Annotated in this window: 19 protein-coding genes and 1 pseudogene; 5 read left to right on the forward strand and 15 right to left on the reverse strand. The window is 38.4% G+C overall.

From position 1 onward, the window contains the following. Positions 1–103 precede the first annotated feature (103 nt). Positions 104–3,241, reverse strand: a complete 3,138-nt coding sequence (locus IPO46_03885) for a DUF2723 domain-containing protein (protein ID QQS63741.1) — start codon at positions 3,239–3,241, stop codon at positions 104–106. 126 nt (positions 3,242–3,367) lie between these two features. Here IPO46_03885 and IPO46_03890 point away from each other — a divergent pair, with 126 nt between their 5' ends. Next, entirely contained in the window at positions 3,368–4,252 is an 885-nt protein-coding gene (locus tag IPO46_03890) for a DMT family transporter (GenBank protein ID QQS63742.1), read from the forward strand. Between the two features lie 7 nt (positions 4,253–4,259). Here the strand turns inward: IPO46_03890 and IPO46_03895 are convergent, their stop codons facing one another. From IPO46_03895 to IPO46_03915, 5 genes are all read right to left on the reverse strand, one after another. Further along, the gene (locus IPO46_03895; GenBank protein QQS63743.1) at positions 4,260–5,843 is read right to left on the reverse strand and encodes a DHA2 family efflux MFS transporter permease subunit; all 1,584 of its coding nucleotides are present in this window, start codon (positions 5,841–5,843) and stop codon (positions 4,260–4,262) included. 4 nt (positions 5,844–5,847) lie between these two features. After that, positions 5,848–6,969 (reverse strand): HlyD family secretion protein, encoded by a 1,122-nt coding sequence (locus tag IPO46_03900; protein QQS63744.1) that lies wholly within the window; start codon positions 6,967–6,969, stop codon positions 5,848–5,850. Between the two features lie 24 nt (positions 6,970–6,993). Beyond that, a complete protein-coding gene (locus tag IPO46_03905) occupies positions 6,994–8,331 on the reverse strand; it encodes a TolC family protein (GenBank protein QQS63745.1) in 1,338 nt (445 codons plus the stop codon). Then, positions 8,318–8,959: a TetR/AcrR family transcriptional regulator gene (locus IPO46_03910; GenBank protein ID QQS63746.1), complete on the reverse strand. Its 642-nt coding sequence runs from the start codon at positions 8,957–8,959 to the stop codon at positions 8,318–8,320. Before IPO46_03910 ends, IPO46_03905 begins: the two co-directional genes overlap by 14 nt. Positions 8,960–9,047: 88 nt before the next feature. Then, the gene (locus tag IPO46_03915; GenBank protein QQS63747.1) at positions 9,048–9,461 is read right to left on the reverse strand and encodes an OsmC family protein; all 414 of its coding nucleotides are present in this window, start codon (positions 9,459–9,461) and stop codon (positions 9,048–9,050) included. Between the two features lie 124 nt (positions 9,462–9,585). Here IPO46_03915 and rpmB point away from each other — a divergent pair, with 124 nt between their 5' ends. The 4 genes from rpmB to ftsY all read left to right on the forward strand — a co-directional run bounded on the left by rpmB (position 9,586) and on the right by ftsY (position 11,299). Beyond that, a complete protein-coding gene (rpmB, locus tag IPO46_03920) occupies positions 9,586–9,822 on the forward strand; it encodes a 50S ribosomal protein L28 (GenBank protein QQS63748.1) in 237 nt (78 codons plus the stop codon). A 26-nt stretch (positions 9,823–9,848) separates the two neighbouring features. Next, positions 9,849–10,031, forward strand: coding sequence for a 50S ribosomal protein L33 (gene rpmG, locus IPO46_03925; GenBank protein ID QQS63749.1), 183 nt, complete (start codon positions 9,849–9,851; stop codon positions 10,029–10,031). A 39-nt stretch (positions 10,032–10,070) separates the two neighbouring features. Further along, complete coding sequence (locus tag IPO46_03930; protein QQS63750.1) at positions 10,071–10,241, forward strand: DUF4295 family protein; 171 nt, start codon at positions 10,071–10,073, stop codon at positions 10,239–10,241. 95 nt (positions 10,242–10,336) lie between these two features. Continuing rightward, positions 10,337–11,299, forward strand: a complete 963-nt coding sequence (ftsY, locus tag IPO46_03935) for a signal recognition particle-docking protein FtsY (protein ID QQS63751.1) — start codon at positions 10,337–10,339, stop codon at positions 11,297–11,299. 192 nt (positions 11,300–11,491) lie between these two features. Here ftsY and IPO46_03940 read toward each other — a convergent pair whose 3' ends face one another. The 9 genes and pseudogenes from IPO46_03940 to hydA form a co-directional block, all read right to left on the reverse strand. Beyond that, positions 11,492–11,851 (reverse strand): TM2 domain-containing protein, encoded by a 360-nt coding sequence (locus IPO46_03940; GenBank protein QQS63752.1) that lies wholly within the window; start codon positions 11,849–11,851, stop codon positions 11,492–11,494. Further along, a complete protein-coding gene (locus tag IPO46_03945; protein ID QQS63753.1) occupies positions 11,848–12,135 on the reverse strand; it encodes a DUF2752 domain-containing protein in 288 nt (95 codons plus the stop codon). Before IPO46_03945 ends, IPO46_03940 begins: the two co-directional genes overlap by 4 nt. Before the next feature lie 11 nt (positions 12,136–12,146). Continuing rightward, on the reverse strand, positions 12,147–12,728 hold the full coding sequence (locus tag IPO46_03950; protein QQS63754.1) for a peptidylprolyl isomerase: 582 nt from the start codon (positions 12,726–12,728) through the stop codon (positions 12,147–12,149). A 37-nt stretch (positions 12,729–12,765) separates the two neighbouring features. Continuing rightward, positions 12,766–14,034, reverse strand: a complete 1,269-nt coding sequence (gene preA / locus IPO46_03955; protein QQS63755.1) for an NAD-dependent dihydropyrimidine dehydrogenase subunit PreA — start codon at positions 14,032–14,034, stop codon at positions 12,766–12,768. A gap of 48 nt (positions 14,035–14,082) precedes the next feature. Continuing rightward, positions 14,083–14,463: pseudogene (locus IPO46_03960) on the reverse strand (GxxExxY protein). 19 nt (positions 14,464–14,482) lie between these two features. Then, positions 14,483–15,832 carry an NAD(P)-dependent oxidoreductase gene (locus tag IPO46_03965; protein QQS64315.1) on the reverse strand — a complete coding sequence of 450 codons (1,350 nt, stop codon included), beginning with the start codon at positions 15,830–15,832 and terminating at the stop codon, positions 14,483–14,485. Positions 15,833–15,913: 81 nt separating this feature from the next. Then, the gene (locus tag IPO46_03970) at positions 15,914–16,780 is read right to left on the reverse strand and encodes an acyltransferase (protein QQS63756.1); all 867 of its coding nucleotides are present in this window, start codon (positions 16,778–16,780) and stop codon (positions 15,914–15,916) included. A gap of 178 nt (positions 16,781–16,958) precedes the next feature. Continuing rightward, entirely contained in the window at positions 16,959–17,147 is a 189-nt protein-coding gene (locus tag IPO46_03975) for a four helix bundle protein (GenBank protein ID QQS63757.1), read from the reverse strand. Between the two features lie 78 nt (positions 17,148–17,225). Continuing rightward, entirely contained in the window at positions 17,226–18,605 is a 1,380-nt protein-coding gene (hydA, locus tag IPO46_03980) for a dihydropyrimidinase (protein ID QQS63758.1), read from the reverse strand. Positions 18,606–18,640: the final 35 nt, after the last annotated feature.

An 18,640-nucleotide genomic window follows, 5' to 3' on the forward strand; every position in this document is an offset into this window, starting at 1 on the left:
ATATTTAATAGGATAATGATTATTTACAGTTCTACTGCAAATAAACAAAATAAAATAACCCGGTGATTAACCGGGTTTATTTTAAACTTAATTTAAGCCTTTATTATTTTTTTGGTGAATCTACAGGCTTAGGTGCAACGGGCTGTGTGGTAAGCGGCGCCGTTGTTTCGGCAGGCGCTTTTACCGGTGCTGCAAATTGTTGTTTAAGGCTATGCAAAGCGTTGAGTAATCCTGCGTTTCTTTCTTCTTCAAATGAAAGGGCATCCCGCTTATTCACTGGCAACGACTCATAGTAGGCCTGCTGCTGCTCCATATCTTTTTGCAATGCATTGGTAATTTTTGTTGCCAGCACCGTATCCTCGGCTATATAAGCTGCAAGGGCCATTTGCAACGAAATTTGGTTTTGCTGCTGCCCACGGCTTACCATACCGTAAGGCATGTTCGATTGTAACATCCCCTGGTCGCATTTATTCAGCAATTTGCGGGCATCTTCCTTACGGCCGTTCTCTGCAAGGTTCCTGGCAGCCGAAGCATAGGCCAGGCGAATGGTATTAAGGTGCCTCCTGTTCTCTTCATCAAAATAAACACCTTGTACATTGGCATTACCAAACTTGAATTTGCTGCCCATTTTATCTACCACCCAATCCCGGTTCACTTCTTTATTATTGGCAACAGGTACCAGGCGATAGGTAAGTCCATCCTGCCTTAAGAAATTTCCAAAACCTAACTCGCCATAGGGTGAGGTAAAATAAATTGGCCTTTTCCATTTATTGGCAGCAATAATATTTAAAATAGCCGCATCATTTTTATACAAAATTGATTTAGGTATTTCAAACTGTATGCTGCTTAGCACGGAGTCGTCGGCATTTACGGTTTTGTTTTGGCGAACCAGGTTTACATCTACCGGGATGCTTACTTTTCTTGTTGGAAAAATATTAATTGCCGTTCCATCCTGCGATGCCTGTGTTTTATTGGGGCTATCGCTTCCTGCAAAATCTTTCATCATGGTATAAAGGTCCATGGGTTGAGATGGATCTGTGATACCAGCTTGTTGCAAAAACTGATTTGCCATACCGGCATTACCACCAAATACCCTTGATGCTTCATAAATAACATCACGGCTTGAGCCCTGAATTTGCTCCTTGCTCCAAATAGGGTCTATGGGATTGCTATCGTTTATTTTATAGCGAAGTTGATTTATATACCAGTCTGTTCCCAAAAGGCTGCTGTTAATTACCCTTATGTCTTTTCTTACGCCCAGCACTTCCTGTGCAAACCATAAAGGATAAGTATCATTATCGCCAAAAGAAATAACAATTGCGTTGGGTGCGCAACTTTCAAGGTAATCGGTAGCAAGGTCGGGAGCCAAAAGTTTTTTGCTCCTGTCGTGGTCGTTCCACTCCTGCGATGCCATTAATACCGGAACAGCAAGCAGGCATAAAAGCCCGGCAATTATATTACTGGTTTTAATATTTTTGATATAAGGCATTATTAGGTCTCTTACATAAAATACACCGAGACCAATCCAAATGGCAAAGGCATAAAACGAACCTACAAATGCATAATCCCTTTCACGGGGTTGATTACCTGCCTGGTTGAGGTAAATAACAATGGCAAAACCGGTAAAGAAAAAGAGCAGGCCTGTAACAAATGCATCCCGTTTATCTTTTTTAACCTGGTACATAAGGCCGAGGATACCTAAAATAAATGGTAAAGCAAACAACTTATTATTGGCTTTGTTATTCTTTAAAGTATCGGGTAATTTATTTTGATCGCCCAATCTTATTTTATCAAAAAAGCCAATACCGGTTTTCCAGTTACCGTCTCTTACGTTGCCCATATTTACGCCTTGTACATCATTTTGCTTACCGGCAAAATTCCAAAGGAAGTAGCGCCAGTACATCCAGTTTACCTGGTAACTCATAAAAAAGCCAATGTTTTCTGCCATGGTTGGGGATCTGTCCCATCTTCCCTGTTCGTCTTTATTTATTCCGGCCCAGGAGGCATAGTAATCGGCATGTTGCTGGTCGTTGCTCATATCCCACATTCGTGGAAAAATATGCTTATCCTGTGGCGCAAAAACATACTCTACTTTACGACCGTTTTTTTCATAACCGTTATCGGTTTTAATATAGGTTTCGGTAATTTTTGTGTCCTGTATTTCTGCGGTAAAATCCTGGCCGTATAAAATGGGCCAGTCGCCGTATTGCTCACGGCTTACATAACCTACCAGGTTTACCGGGTTATCTACATTAAACATATCTACCGAAGGGTTTGCGCTGCTGCGTACCAGGGTTGTAAAATAAGTTGAATAACCCAGGAGCATAAATAAAAAACTCCATAGGCCGAGTTTTAAAAAGTTCCAGCCATTTTTATTGGCCATTTTAAAACCAAAATAAGCCAGCGCTGCCATCAATACAAAGAAGAAAGCAAAGCCACTAAAAAATGGAAGTTTAAAACTGTTTACAAAAAATATATCAAGGTTTCCAGCGCCCTTAATGCTCCATTGAATTACTGCTTTTTGTACCAGGCCAGTAATACCACAGCCAATTACAAAAGCCCAAAAGGCACCCCATTTGGTAACCTTGTATCTTTTATAGTAATAAATAAGCACCAAAGCAGGAATTGCCAACAGATTCAATAAGTGTACCCCAATGGAAAGGCCCATAAGATAAAAAATGAGGATGATCCACCTGTCTGCTTTTGTAAAATGCCCTTTAATACCGTTTTTCTGTTCTTCGGTAACATTATGCTCCCATTTGAGCATTGCCCAAAAAACAATGGCAGTAAAAAAAGAGCTCAAAGCATACACTTCGCCTTCTACTGCACTAAACCAAAACGAATCGGAAAAGGTATAAGCCAATGCACCCACAACCCCGGCAGCCATAATGCTAAAAATATTGTCCTGTGTTAATTCCTTATCATCGGCAGAAACAATTTTACGGGCAAAGTGAGTGATACTCCAAAACAAAAATAAAATAGTGAAGCCGCTTGCCAGGGCACTCATAAGATTAATGCCGGTTGCAGCATGAGCCGGGCCAAATGGCGCCATAAATAACCTGCCAATCAATACAAATAAAGGGGCTCCCGGCGGATGCGGAATTTGCAATTTATAAGCGCTGGATGCAAATTCGCCACAATCCCAAAGGCTGCCACTGGCTTCCATTGTCATAATATAAACCGTACAGGCAATAAAGCATACTACCCAACCGGTAATGTTGTTGATCCGTTTAAAATTCATGTTTCCTTGTATTATAGGTGGGCAAATATAATCATGTTTGGCTTTTTGTGCTATTTGATTACATTATTTATGAATTTTTTGAATTTTTGCGAATGAATGACTCCTTTATCTTTGATAATTCTTTATATGAAAAAAGTATTTTTACAATTACACATAGCCGTGTTACTGGCGGGGTTTACGGCTATTTTAGGTAAACTGATAATGCTCAATGAAAGCTTACTGGTTTGGTGGCGGCTTTTAATTGCCCTTTCGGTTTTAGCGCTTTGGATGTGGCATAAAAAAGAGCCCGTAAAAATTTCCGTTAAAGATTTTTTTAAAATTGCTGGCGTAGGTGCGGTGGTAGTTTTTCATTGGGTAGCCTTTTACGGCAGCATAAAATATGCAAATGTTTCCGTTGCATTAGTATGCTTTTCGGCAACTGGTTTTTTTACGGCATTACTTGAACCTTTAATACTGCGAAAAAAAATAAATTATACCGAAGTATTTTTGGGCTTGCTGGTTATTGCCGGCATCTACATTATTTTTGATTTTTACCCGGCGTTTAAAACAGGCATCATATATGGAATTGTGGCGGCTGTGGGCAGCGCACTGTTTCCAATTTTCAACAAAGAACTCTTAAAACAATTTGCACCCAGGATACTCACCCTTTATGAATTTATTGGGGGTATAATTGTGCTGAGTATGATAATGCCCTTATATGTATCTGTAACCAAACCCGGCTATTATATCCCAACAAAAACAGATTTTCTATGGTTGCTCATATTGAGCATATTGTGTACCGTGGTAATGTTTCATTTGCAATTGCTAGCGCTAAAAAAAATTTCAGCATTTACCGTAAACCTCACTTATAACTTAGAACCGGTATATGGTTTACTGATGGCTTTTATATTTTTTAATGAAAATAAACTTTTTCATTCTCAATTTTACATTGGCTTATCGTTAATTATTTTATCTATTGTTTTGCACAGCTTTTTAATCCTTAAAGAAAGAAAAAAACTCTCCGCTTTGTAAATGCCCGTCAATGCAAGGCTTCGCTCAAGCCCTTCATTTGCTGCTTATCTTTTTTTTGGCGAACGAGTAAAATAAAAGGGATACAAACCAGGAAGGCAAAGCCGAGGTATAAAAATACATCCATATATGCCAGTATTGCCGATTGCTTCGTTACCATGCCATCCAACACTTTGTAGGCAGATTGCTGTGCCGCATCTGTAGAAAAGCCTTTACTCAAAAAATTATTTTTCAACAGGTCAATTCTTTGTTGCACAGCGGCATCATTTACATTCAACATAGAAACCATATCACCCCGGTACATCATGCTCCTGTTGGCAATAAATGTAGTGATACAGGCTACGCCAAAAGATCCGCCCAACTGCCGCATCATTCCTGTAAATGCTGCGCCCTGGCCAATTTGCTGGCCTTTTAAAGTACTTAAGGCCAGTGTAGTGATGGGTATAAACAGCAACCCTAGCCCTGCGCCCCTTGCTATAAGCATCCAAAAGAAATTATCGGCGCTGGTTTGTGGAGTAAGGATTTTATAACCCCAAAAACTATAAATAAAAAATATAAACAAACCAATGGCAACTAACAACTGGTGTTTAACGCCCTTGCTCAAAAGTTTACCTATTATCGGCATCATAAAAGCAGTAGTAAGCGCTGCCGGTATCATCAGCATGCCGGATTGCATGGCGGTCCACCCCAAAATACTTTGCGTATATAAAGGAATAATAAAAGTAGAACCATATAAACCAAATCCCAGGATAAAAGACATAAAAGTACCAATGCGCAAATTGCCGTTTTTTAAAACCCTCAGTTCTACAATAGGATATTTATAAGTGAATTGGCGCCATATAAAAAAGAACAAACCAAAAATGGAAGTAACCGTTAACAAAAGAATCAGGCTGCTTTCGAACCAATCGTCTTCGTGCCCTTTTTCTAAAATATATTGCAGCGAACCTACGGTAATACTCAACAAAAAAATTCCCATCCAATCTACCTGTTTAATTGATTTTTTTTCGCTGTACTTTGGGCTTTTCACAAATTGCAGCGTAAGCAATGTTGCTGCAATACCAATGGGGATATTAATAAAAAAAATATTGGGCCAGTTGTAATTATCTACAATAAAACCACCAAGTGGCGGGCCAAGCGTGGGGCCTATAATTACGCCAAGGCCATATATAGCCTGGGCCATTGCCCTTTTTTCAACAGGGTAACTCTCGGTAATAATTGTTTGTGAGGTTACTAAAAGTGCACCTCCGCCAATGCCCTGTAAAAAACGGAATGTAACCAGTTCCCAAATGCTGGTGGAATTACCGCATAAGAATGAAAAAATGGTAAAAATAATTATGGATGCTGCAAAATAATTTCTACGGCCAAATTGTTGCGAAAGCCAACTCGTCATGGGCACAATAATTACATTACCTATTGCATAAGCCGTAATTACCCAGCCCACTTCAGAAAGTGTTGCCCCAAGATTGCCCCTCATATCATTAAGCGCCACATTTACAATTGTGGTATCTACAATTTCCAGTAAAGCACATAAAATTGCCGTAAGGGTAATTACTGTTCGTCTTGCGCCATATTCAACCAGCGAATCTTCCTGCATTTTTTTAGTTTAAACTTACTTCCACTTTTACATTCATGCCGGTACGCACTTTACTAATGAGGCTGTCTGATAAATTGGAAAAATCAATTTTTACAGGCAGCCTTTGAACAACTTTTACAAAGTTGCCACTTGCATTATCTGGCGGAAGCAAGGCAAAAGTTGCGCCTGTAGCCGGTGAAAAAGAACTAATAACGCCTTCAAACCTATGTTTTGGAAATGCATCTATTTCAATTTTTACTTTTTGTCCTTCGGTCATTCTCTCCACCTGGGTTTCTTTAAAATTGGCTATTACCCATTTACTGTTATCCAATACAATACTAAAAAGTTGTGCGCCTGCCTGTATATACTGGCCTGGCTGAACCGGCACTTTTGAAACATAGCCGCTCACCTGCGCAATAATTATAGTATAAGATAAATTGAGTTGTGCATTGTTCACATCTGCCTCCCGCTGCTGAACAACAGCATTGGCGATGCCAATATTTTGCGATGTTACAACCGACTGTGAGGCTACGGCTCCGGTTTGTTGCATTGCCTGCTTTTGCTGCTGTACCAACACCTGCAATTGCTTATCGGCAGATTGTTTTGCAGCCAGCACCTGCTCATATTGTTGTTGGGTAATTGAATGGTCTTTAACGAGGTTTTCATACCGTTTTAAATCTTCACCTGTGCGCCATGAGTTTATTTTAGCTACTTCAATTTGTGCTGCAATGGTGGCAACTGCGGCCTTTGAAGTTGATACATTTTGTACAGATACATTTGTTCCGGCTACAGCAGAAGATACATTGCTTTTGGCCGTTTGCAAAGCGGCAAGCGCTTGTTTTAAATGCATCAGCTGGTCCCGGTTATCTAAAATAATTAAAGTATCGCCTTTATGCACAAACTGGTTGTCTTTTACTTTTACTTCTTTGATATACCCGGATATTTTTGATATTAAAGGGCTTAAATTTGAAGCTACCTGTGCATCATCTGTTGCTTCATACATGCGGCTATACTGCCATCGGTTGTACCCAAAATAAATTCCGGCTACTAGTAATATGCCCAAAATAATTGCAAAAACCGGGCTCCTTTTTTTCTTCAGGATACTTGCCTTTACATCTTTATTATTTTCAGTTGTATTATTTTCCATTATAAACTTTTCTAAAATATTTTATTAGTTATTTAGTTTTTTAAGCGGCAATAAACCTGCTGATTCCAGCAATTTATAATAGGCCAGGGAAGCATCTGCCCGGGAATTTATAATATTGATTTTTGCTGCAAGCAATGCAGCATCTGCTTCCAGCAAATCGGTAATTGTTGCCAGGCTATTGTTGTATTTGTTTTTTGTAATGCGTAAGTTTTCTGTGCTTTGTTCCAACGCCCTTTGATATACCAGCGTTTTTTTGGCCGCATACATTGCATCCTGGTAATTTTTGTGCAGCGTTAATTTAATATTGTCATTCAATTCATCATTAACTGCATTGAGTTGTTTTTCTTTTGCACAGGCTTGAAGAAGCCCGGCATTTTTTTTCCAGAGGTTTGCCAGGTTATATTGAATACCAATACCCAGGTTTACCGCATTATAAACCGAAATAAAATGTGGCACATTTGCCGCAACATATCCACCGTTAAGCGCCAGCACCGGTATGTTTTCTGCTTTTGCGGACCGGGTAGCATACGCTGCAGCTTTTTGTTGCAGCTTTAAGGATTGCAGGTCTTTCCGGTTTGAAATAGCTGCAGCTTCAAAATTAGAAAAAGGCATATTCTGCAGGTCTAAATGGATAAATGAAGAATCGGGTTGCACTGTAGTTAGGCTGGGCAAGCCCAGCAATAAATTCATAGAAAGCATTGCGGTGGCGTAATTATTATTGGCATCCAATAATTGCAATTCAATATTGGCAGTTTGTAGTTGGGCTTTAAGCCGGTCGTTTTTGGCCATAATTCCGTTTTCTTCCAGCCGCAGAAACATCTTATCTCTTTGCTGCGATGCAGCAAGGTTTTCTGTTAAAACATCAATAGTTTTTGCGGTTTTAAATAAATTAGTAAAGGCATTGGCAATGTTGTAAGCAATTTTATTTTGATCGCTTTCTGCAGTAAGTTTGGCCACTTGTACAAGTAGCTTAGCAGAAGCAATGCCGTATTTTATTCTTTTGCCTGCATAAATTGGTAAAGAAAAGTTTGCCATACCCAACATTGCCTGGTTTACAGAGGGCCCCTGTTCGTTATTGCTGCTCCCACCATTACCTGGTTTACTTTTCATGTCAATTTGGGCATTGGTAAGTCGCATATAACTAGTATTGAACTTAAAATCAGGGAGGCTTTTATTTTTTGCAGCTAATAACTCTGCATTGGCTTCTTCAACTTTTGCCTTATCAATTTGTAAATACCTACTGTGTTGCAGGCCCATTTGTATTGCTTCTTCCAGGGTAATTTTCTTTACGTACTGGGCAGGCAATTGTGCAAATGCCATGAGCAGTAAAATAAACAGGGTAATAAATTTATTGAGCTTCATAACCTACCAGGGCTTTCATTATAGATTTTAAATTTTTTTTTATATCGCTAAAATATACTTCATCATATTCCTGCTCGGGCTGGTAGTTTTTTTTGTAAAGTTTATACAGGGCTTTACTTTTCAATGCAAAAAAAATAGTTCCCGTAAGAGTAGCCTGCAGCATAACTACATCTGGATGTTTGGTAAAAATTTTATTACGGTTGCCTGCAACAATTAAAGATTCAAAAAGATTTAAATAAACAAACCTGAAATTGCGGATAAAAGAAAGGATACGCTTATTTTTGGTAGTTAGCTGCAGAGAAACCATGATGTGAAAAAAGTCCTGGTTATTTTTCACATTCTCAACATAGCCGTCAATAATTTTTTCAAATTTTTGCCATTCGTTAATTTTAGGGTCGCTAATAATTTGCTTTACGTATTCTTGTTTTTCCTCCATTCTTGTTTGGAGCAAATTTTCGAGGAGTTTTTCTTTAGAGCCGAAATAATACGATATCATGGCAATATTAACGCCTGCTTCTTTGGCTATTTCCCTTATTGATGTTGCCGTAAACCCTTTAAGGGCAATTAATTTTTCTGCTTTTGCTAAAATCAACTCCGGTTTTGCTAAAGATTTTACCCGAGTATTCATGGGACAAAATTAAACATTTGTTTAAATTAATTAAACGTTTGTTTAATTTTATTATTATTTAATTATTCTTAAGCTGTAATAGACTAGTTTACCGGTAATTAATTACGGTTTTGATTTGGGCAAAAGACCGGAACATATCCATAACTCCGCAATATTTTTCAGCAGATAAATTGACGGCTTTTTGCATTTTAGGGCGGTTTTCCGGGGAAATTTTAATGTTATATATAACAGTAACCTTTGAATAAACTTTGGTATACTCTCCGGTAAGTTCGGCATCTGCCTCTATAGACAAGTCAGAAAAAGGTACTTTCATTTTATTTAATATACTTACAATATCTACACCGGTACAGCCCGTAAGCGCAGCCAGCATCAGCTTTTTAGGGCTTGCGGCGCTATTATTGCCGCCGTCAGCCGTACTGGTGTCCATATTTAGATCATGCCCGTCAATAAGAGCGCTAAATTGCATATTTTCCTTATGTTTGGCATTCATGAAATGGTTCATATTTTAATTTTTTGTGCTTTTACTATTAAATAAAGCTATTTCTATAAAAATATTAAAAATATCGAAATTTCTATCTCTGTATTTAGTCAATTTTACCTACCTTTGCCGTCCAAAATTTTAGGAAATGGCTAGAGTATGTCAAGTAACCGGTAAGAAGCCGGTTACAGGAAATAAGGTATCACATTCGAATATTAAAACAAAACGCAGGTTTTTACCCAACCTGCAAACTAAGCGTTATTTTCTTGCAGAAGAAGATAAATGGGTAACGCTAAAAGTATCGGCTGAAGCGATACGTACCATTAATAAAAACGGTTTATATACCGTAGTAAAAGAAATGCGTGCAGCAGGCGAAAAAATTTAATTATTTACAACTAATAAAATATTGCAATGGCAAAGAAAGGTAACAGGGTTCAGGTAATATTAGAGTGCACCGAGCATAAAACCAGCGGTAAGCCCGGAACTAGTCGTTATATTACTACAAAGAACAAAAAAAATACACCCGACCGTTTGGAATTGAAAAAATTCAATCCCATTTTGAAAAAAACAACCGTTCACAAAGAAATTAAATAAATTCACCTTCCGATATAATTTCGGGTTAAATATATTGTTATGGCAAAAGCAGCAAAAACGGCGATAAAAACCAAAGACCAGAAAGCCGCCGCAGAAGCAAAAAACTGGAGCAAAGTAATTAAAACGGTTCGTAGCCCAAAAACTGGCGCTTACACGTTTAAAGAATCCATTGTTCATAAGGACAAAATCAAAGAATTTTTGGCTAAATAATTATGCCCAAACTTTTTCATAAAAGCTTCCTGATTGATTTCCGGAGGCTTTCTTTATTTTAAGCCATTAGCTCATTTCTTAAACCAACAAATAATATGGGTTTTTTTGATAAAATATTTGGGAAAAAGCAACAGCAGGAAACAGTGGACCATGGCCTGCAAAAAACACGGGAAGGTTTTTTAGGAAAAATCTCCCGAGCTATTGCCGGAAAAAGCACGGTTGATGAAGAAGTACTGGACCGGGTAGAAGATGCCCTGGTTACGGCAGATATTGGAGTTGATACCACCGTAAAAATTATTGATGCCCTGGAAGCCCGTGTTGCAAAAGACAAATACCTCAATACGGCAGAACTTAATGCGATTCTTAAAGATGAAATTAAGAAAATATTGGTGGCTGCGCCGGAAGACAGCAGCTACAATAATTATGCATTACCCCAAGGCCATAAACCACATATCATTTTAGTTGTTGGCGTTAATGGTGTGGGCAAAACTACTACTATTGGTAAGTTGGCGCATAATTTTAGCTTAGCAGGCAAATCGGTATTATTGGGTGCAGCCGATACTTTTAGAGCTGCAGCGGTAGATCAACTCACCATTTGGAGTGAGCGTACCAAGGTACCCATTGTAAAAAAAGAAATGGGTAGCGATCCGGCATCTGTTGCATTTGATACCGTAAAAAGCGGACTGGCCAAAAATGTAGATGTGGTGCTTATTGACACTGCGGGAAGGCTCCATAACAAAGCCCATTTAATGGATGAGCTTGCAAAAATTAAAAAAGTAATACAAAAAGTAATACCCGAGGCGCCACATGAAGTAATGCTGGTATTGGATGGCAGTACCGGGCAAAATGCATTGGAACAGGCAAAGCATTTTACTGCTGCAACAGAGGTAACTGCCCTTACCATTACAAAATTGGATGGCACAGCAAAAGGCGGTGTAGTATTAGCTATTGCCAATCAATTTAAAATACCGGTAAAATTTATTGGTGTGGGGGAAAAAGCAGAAGATTTATTGGTATTTGATAAAGACCAGTTTGTAAACGGTTTGTTCCATATTTAATAGTGTATTAAATGGAAAGGCTCCTAAGAATAGGAGCCTCGTTTACCAAAACTAACTGCTTATGAGAAATTCTTCATTTTAACTTGCAACACAAATGTCGGACGAAAATGAGGTTTATGGTGTTAAGGTTTCGCTAAAGACTGGTTACATTATTGCAAAAATTTATTTACTGTATACTTAATGGCTTTTTTACTATACCCCGCCAACCATGGTCATTGTTTCTACAGCTGCTGATTGGTTATTGTCAAACGCCAATTGCTTATGATTGATAATATCCACAATAGTACCAATGAGGCACAATCCGCCTGTTAAAAAATAGAGTATCCCCATTCCCCATTGATTCATTAAAAAACGGTGTACCCCTGCAAAACCAACAAAACCCAGTAAACAGGTAATTAAGATAATATCGGGTTTTTTTCTTCGGCTGTTATAAATGGCTATAAAGGTTTGGAGCTTATCCTGTGGCAGGTCTTTGGTAAATGCCAAAAGATAATTTAATTCCTGTGCATCCAAAGAGGGTATTTGGCTCAGGAAAAGTTGATTGTTGTTCATGGCTTATTTCTTAAAAGTGAATAAATACGGTGTAAAATTATGCATAATGCCGGAATGCCAAAATAATGATTTTGCCATGATGTTGAAAAATCCAGAAACAATGCATAATGTATAGCGCTGCCAATACCACAACCCGGGCAATAAGAATAATTCAGGAACTTTAACAAACACAGGCTATGCCCGTTATTACCGGGCTGTATAATAAACAGCAAAAACAAGGCTACAACCCAAAATACAAGTTCCGGTTTTAAAGCCGTAAGTTTTAAACTGAAAATTTTATTCATGAAAAAATCTACTAAAGCTTTTTAATATTTTGAATTACAGCCGGGAAAGCAAGAGCATCTCCCGTGCTTTTAATACTTTGAATTTTTATTACGGTTTTCATGCCTTTAACCACTTTACCAAATACAGCATATCCTTGCCCATCGTTATTGGGCGAAGGCTCGTTCCCATCCAACTGTTTTTGATCGCCAATGCAAATAAAAAATTCAGATGTGGCCCTGCCGTTGTTAACCCGGGCAAAAGATAAAGCGCCGCTTGTATTGGAAAGGCTTGTTGTTTTTGGGGATTCCATTTCTATGCCGGGAATCGTTTGTTGCAATCCGGGATTGGTTTTTATGATTCCTCCTTGTATAAAGCCGGAATTATATTCTTCACTAAGGGTTTCATCTTTCATAACACGGTAAAAGCTGCCGTTATTATAAAGCCCTCTATCTATATATGAAAGAAATGCAGCTACGGTTTTAGGCGCTTGCTTAGGATAAAGCTCTGCTTCAATTTTTCCATAGTCGGTATAAATTATAATATGCGGATTATCGTACTTTTTAATGCTGCATGAAAACAACACAACGAGGAAAACAAAAAGCAAATTTTTCAAGGCGATGATTTTGTACAAATATACCCTTAAAAAAATCTCAATGGTTATTTAGTGGAAGGCCCCGTTTTTGCCATTCAACCCAGTTAATATATTCAGGGGCAACACGGCGTTCTTCCATAGTTATGCAGTTATCTACCGGGCACACCAATTGACAAAGGTTGCAACCTACGCATTCTTCTTCCTTTATTGTATAGGTATTGTAAGGCATTCCTTTTTCCAGGTTAATGGATTGATGAGAGGTATCTTCACAGGCGATATAACAAAGCCCGCAATGGATACATTTTTCCTGGTTAATTTGGGCAACATGATGGTAGTTAATATCTAAGTCTTCCCAATGCGTAACAGTGGGAACAGATTTTCCAATAAAGTCAGTTAGTTTTTTAAAACCCTTTTCATTCATCCAATTATTTAAGCCTTCTGCCATATCTTCCACAATGCGAAAACCATGATGCATAGCTGCGGTACAAACCTGTACATTACTTGCACCAAGCAGCATAAATTCTACTGCATCTTTCCATGTACTTACACCTCCAATGCCGCTTATTGGCACTTTTGATGTGAGGTCATCCTGTGCAATTGTGGTGAGCATTTTTAAAGCAATAGGTTTTACGGCCGGACCGCAATAACCGCCAAAAACAGATTTGCCGCCAACATAAGGATTGGGAACAAAACTATCCAGGTCAACACCGGTAACAGATTGAATGGTATTTATTAACGATAAGCCATTTGAGCCGGCCTTTACAACAGAGCGGCCGGTAGGCACTACCGAGTGAACATTGGGTGTGAGTTTTGTGATAACGGGAATAGTTGCTTTTTCCATTACCCATTCCACAACCATGCAAGCAATTTCAGGATCCTGGCCCACGGCAGCTCCCATACCTCTTTCTGTCATTCCATGAGGGCAGCCAAAGTTGAGTTCAAAACCATGAGCGCCTGTATCTTCTACTTTTTTAATAAGTTCATGCCAGGCATTTCGGTTATTATCGGCCATTAAAGAAACAACCATTGCCCTGTCAGGAAATAATTTAATACATTCTTTTATTTCTTTTAAGTTAATTTCCAAAGGTCTGTCACTAATTAGTTCAATATTATTCAAGCCCATCATTCTTGTGCCGTTGTAATCTACAGCCGAGTAACGGCTGGATACATTTTTTACCTGCGAACCCAGGGTTTTCCATACCACACCACCCCAGCCGGCTTCAAAAGCCCGGAGCACATTATACTTTTTATCTGTAGGCGGAGCGCTGGCCAGCCAAAATGGATTGGGAGATTTAATGCCTAAGAAGTTTGAACTGATGTCTGCCATAATTTTTTTTTTTAAGCAAAGCCGCAAAGGAGCGAAGATGCAAAGGTTTTATAGTTTATTTACATTTCGATGAATACTATCTTTAATAAGACTTACATTAAAATTGATTAATAATCTAAGCTTAAAGCCCGTTACTTTAAAATATGTTTGAACTTGCTTAAAATAAACTGAAGCCAAAACTTTCATTGATTTTAATTCTATTATTGCTTTGGTATCAATTAAAAAATCTACCCTAAAGCCAGCATCCATTTTTATTCCTTTGTGAACTAATGATAATGGTTGCTTTCGTAAAAATTGTGTCCCATTTTTTTACTATTTATACCAAAATATTTCTTCGTAAACTGATTTAAATAAACTTAACCCGTATTGTGTATGTAATTTAAAGTATAGATCAACAACTAGTTTTGATATTTCGGTTTCAGTTGGCATTTATAGCGGCTATTTAGCTTTACGCCTTTGCGTGAAAAATATAATGCAAAATTGCTTTTGCTCCATCTTTTCCGGCCTGCACTGCATCTACTACTTCTTTACCACCATTTACGGCATCGCCACCGGCAAATACTCCTTTAATGCTTGTTGAACTATTTTCATCAATCTTTATTTTACCTTTTGCATTGGAAATATTGTATTGACTTATCAAATTTTCAAAAGGCATTTGCCCTGCTGCTTTAATTATCATATCTGCTTGCAGGGTAAAAGTTTCACCCGTTTCAATTGGCGAACGTCTGCCGCTTGTATCAGGCTCACCCAATTGCATTTTACTGCATACAAGCGCCTTTACTTTTCCAGCTTCCGTTAATACTTCTTTTGGCGCTGCCAGCCATATAATTTCACAGCCATCTAATAAAGCCAAATCTAATTCTACCTGAGTGCAGGGTTTTTCATTTTCGGTACGCCGGTAAATGATGGTTACTTTTTGGGCGCCGAGTCGTTTTGCCTGGGTGGCAGCATCAATTGCTGTCATCCCCAATCCAATTACAGCAACATTATTACCTACTGCAACCGATGAAAAGCCGTTATTTCTTAAAGTATAAATAAAACTTATTGCGTCTTCAACCCCTTGTGCATTTTCTCCGGGAATATTAAGTTGGCGGGCCAAACCTACGCCGATGGCCAGGTAAACGGCATCGTAATTTTTTTGAAGTTCTTCAAGTGTGAAATCTTTTCCTAATTCTTTTTTATATTTTATTGTAATACCGCCAATAGCAGTAATAAAGTTTACTTCATCGTCACAAAACTGTGGCGATACTTTATATGCTGCTATGCCATAGGTCATTAACCCGCCGCCTTTTTGTTCTTTCTCAAATATGGTTACATCAACACCCTGGCAACTGAGATTGTGGGCACAACTAAGGCCCGCCGGTCCAGCGCCAACAATGGCTACTTTTTTACCCGTTGGTTTTTTTCTTTCAAATAATTGCCATTGATTTTTTATAGCTGCATCTGTAGAAAACCGTTGCAGCCTGGCAATGGGAATAGGCTTTTCTTCCATAAGGTTAAATACGCAGGCACCTTCGCAAAGTTTTTCTACCGGGCAAACCCTGCTGCAACCTGCGCCCACAATATTGCTGCTTAGAATAGTATGTGCAGAGCCTTTAATATTACCGGTAGTAATTTGTTTTATAAACTTGGGAACATCTATACTTGTAGGGCAACTTTTTGTACAAGGTGCATCGTAGCAAAAAAGGCAACGATTGGCCTCAACCAATGCTGCATTCAACGTTTCAAATGGTGGATGCACATCGCTGAAATTTTTTGTATATTCCTCTTTAGTAAGCCTATTGTTTTGAATCATTATTTTGAATTTTAAATTTTGAATTTTGAATTATGATTTCAATGAATACTCATTTAAAATTTATAATCCAAAAATTAAAATACCCTACAGTTCGGTTAACCTCCCGTAAGTTTCCGGCCTCCTATCTCTAAAAAATTGCCAGGTTGACCTTACTTCTTCAATCATATCCAAATCAAAATCGGCAATGAGCAGTTCATCATTGTCTTCGCTGGCCTGTGCAAAAATTTGCCCACGTGGATCTACAAAATAACTACTGCCATAAAACTTGCCGAGGTTCCAGGGTTTTTCCTGGCCTACCCGGTTGATACAGCCCATAAAATATCCATTGGCGGCCGCATGTGCAGGCTGTTCCAGCTTCCATAAATATTGAGAAAGTCCGGCTACGGTTGCCGAGGGATTGTACACAATTTCTGCTCCGTTTAATCCGAGTATCCTCGCACCATCGGGAAAATGGCGGTCGTAACATATATACACACCCACTTTTGCATAACGAGTTTCAAAAACCGGGTAACCAAGGTTGCCGGGTTTAAAGAAAAATTTTTCCCAAAAGCCAGAGGTATGTGGTATATGATTTTTTCTATACTTGCCCAAATACTTTCCATCGGCATCTATTACGGCTGCCGTATTGTATAAAACACCGGCCTGTTCTTTTTCATACACCGGCACTACAATTACCATACTGTACTTTTTGGCATACTCCTGCATCCGTTCAATTGTAGGGCCGGGAACAGTTTCTGCACTTTCGTACCAAGCTTTATCCTGCCCGGGGCAGAAATAGGGTGTATTAAAAATTTCCTGGAAGCAAAGGATTTGCACCCCTTTTTTGCCGGCTTCTTCAATGTAAGGAATATGCTTTTGCATCATGGCATCTTTTATTTCTTCAATACTTCCTTCCCCTTCTGTTTTAGGTAACGAAAGCTGAATAAGACCTGATTTAATTTTACGTGGCATTTAATATAGTTTAGAGTTATGAATTGTGAACTATGCGTTATAGCTTAAGAATTTGAAAAATATTTTTCTTTTGTTGTCAAAAAATACTACTTAATATGCTATCTTTTTCTTCGCAACTTTCGCCTTTGTTATGAAAATAATTTTTTTCCACATTTACTGAATTTTTTAAAATTTTCAACTAATAAAGTGTTTTCCGGGCGTTTTTTATAGTAATGCTTAAGTTATTAACAAAATCTCTTTTTGATTGTCCTGATACTGCTTCGCTTATATTTGCCCCAAATGGAGTACCCGCACGCAATAACCCCTTTGACAGTACAAACGCCTTCTTTTCGTTAACTAAAAATTTATACCCTTTTATTGCTTCCATAGCAAATGAATAAGATTTTATACAAATAACACATTGCAATTTTACTTTACTACTATTTATAACCCTTAATTCATAATTTTAAATTACCTGCGCTACTTTACTTCTTTTTATAAATTTACCAAAACCTTTTTGAACTAAGCATTTATTATCATCAATAACAACTTCACCCCTTAACAAAACCGTTTTTATTTTACCGGTACAGTCCCAGCCTTCGTAACCGCTATAATCAACATTCATGTGATGCGTTTTGGCCGAGAGTTTATGTTTTTCAACTGGGTCGAGGAGTATAATATCCGCATCGCAGCCTATGGCAATGGTTCCTTTTTGTGGAAACATACCAAATATTTTTGCTGCATTGGTGGAGGATATTTCTACAAATTTGTTTAAGGTAATTTTTCCTTTACTTACGCCTTCACTAAATAATAGTTCCATCCTGTTTTCAATGGCTGGGTGGCCGTTGGGAATTTTGCTAAAGTCATCTTTACCCATCAGCTTTTGCTCCCACATAAATGGGCAGTGATCTGTTGCCACTACCTGCACCAAACCCTGGTTAATGCCTGCCCACAATGTTGCCTGGTCTTTCTTTTCCCTTAGCGGAGGGCTCATTACCCATTTGGCACCATCTTCCTTTTTATAAAGCGATGCATCAATAATTAAATATTGGATGCAGGTTTCTACAAATAAATTTTGGTTTCTTTTGGTGGCATTACGAACGGCATTTAATGCACCCTCACACGTTAGGTGAACAATATAACCCGGGCATCCTGTATAATTGGCCATATCGGCAAATCGTTCCGCCGCTTCTGCTTCGGTAACTTCGGGTTGCGACAAATAATGATACAATGGAGAAAGTTTGCCTTCGCTTCGGTGTTTTTGAACAAGGTAATCAATCATATCGCCATTTGTGGCGTGTACATTAATGAGGCCACCGCATTTTTTTACTTCTTCCATTAATCCTATCATTTGCCTGTCGTCAATCATTAAAGCGCCTTTATAGGCCATAAAGGTTTTAAATGAAGTAATACCTTCAATTTCTATAAAATGTCTGATCTCTTTTTTTGTATCATCATTAAAATCGGTTACGGCCATATGAAAACTATAATCGCCAACACAATTGCCATTGCTCCTTCCCCGCCATTCATCCAAAGCTGCTTTTAATGAGTTGCCTTGCTTTTGTAAAATAAAATCTATTACCATTGTGGTACCGCCAAACAAAGCTGCACGGGTTCCTGTTTCATAGTTATCACTGCTGTAGGTACCCATAAATGGCATGTCAAGGTGCACGTGAGGGTCTATGCCGCCGGGCATTACCAGCTTACCGCTTGCATCAATAATCTTATCTGCTCTTATGTTTAAATTTTTACCAATGGTTGCAATGGTTTCTCCTTCAATAAAGATGTCGGCTTTGTAATCTGCATCTGCAGTTATTATACGGCCGTTTTTAATTAAAACACTCATCTTATTAGTTTAAATAATGAATTTTGAATTTTAAA

The sequence above is a fragment of the Chitinophagaceae bacterium genome (genome assembly GCA_016699815.1).
Lineage (GTDB): Bacteria > Bacteroidota > Bacteroidia > Chitinophagales > Chitinophagaceae > Ferruginibacter.